Raw genomic sequence first — 255 nt, forward strand, 5'->3', positions numbered from 1 at the left:
GATGCCCCCATCGTCTAGCGGCCTAGGACATTGGCCTTTCACGCCAAAGGCACGGGTTCAAATCCCGTTGGGGGCGCCAGGAAAGAACGAGTGGGTGCTTAGCTCAGCTGGGAGAGCGTCTGCCTTACAAGCAGAAGGTCGTAGGTTCGATCCCTGCAGCACCCACCATTTTTTAAAGGCCAGGTAGCTCAGTCGGTAGAGCACTGGACTGAAAATCCAGGTGTCGACAGTTCGATTCTGTCCCTGGCCACCACA

Annotated in this window: 3 tRNA genes; all 3 read left to right on the forward strand. The window is 56.5% G+C overall.

The features are described from left to right. The first annotated feature begins 3 nt into the window (after positions 1–3). The 3 genes from ACYQ44_RS10535 (at position 4) to ACYQ44_RS10545 (ending at position 253) form a co-directional block, all read left to right on the forward strand. A tRNA-Glu gene (locus ACYQ44_RS10535) sits at positions 4–79 on the forward strand. A 13-nt stretch (positions 80–92) separates the two neighbouring features. Beyond that, a tRNA-Val gene (locus ACYQ44_RS10540) sits at positions 93–168 on the forward strand. A gap of 9 nt (positions 169–177) precedes the next feature. Next, positions 178–253 (forward strand) — tRNA-Phe (locus tag ACYQ44_RS10545). Positions 254–255 lie beyond the last annotated feature (2 nt).

The sequence above is a fragment of the Marinitoga arctica genome, assembly GCF_054657315.1.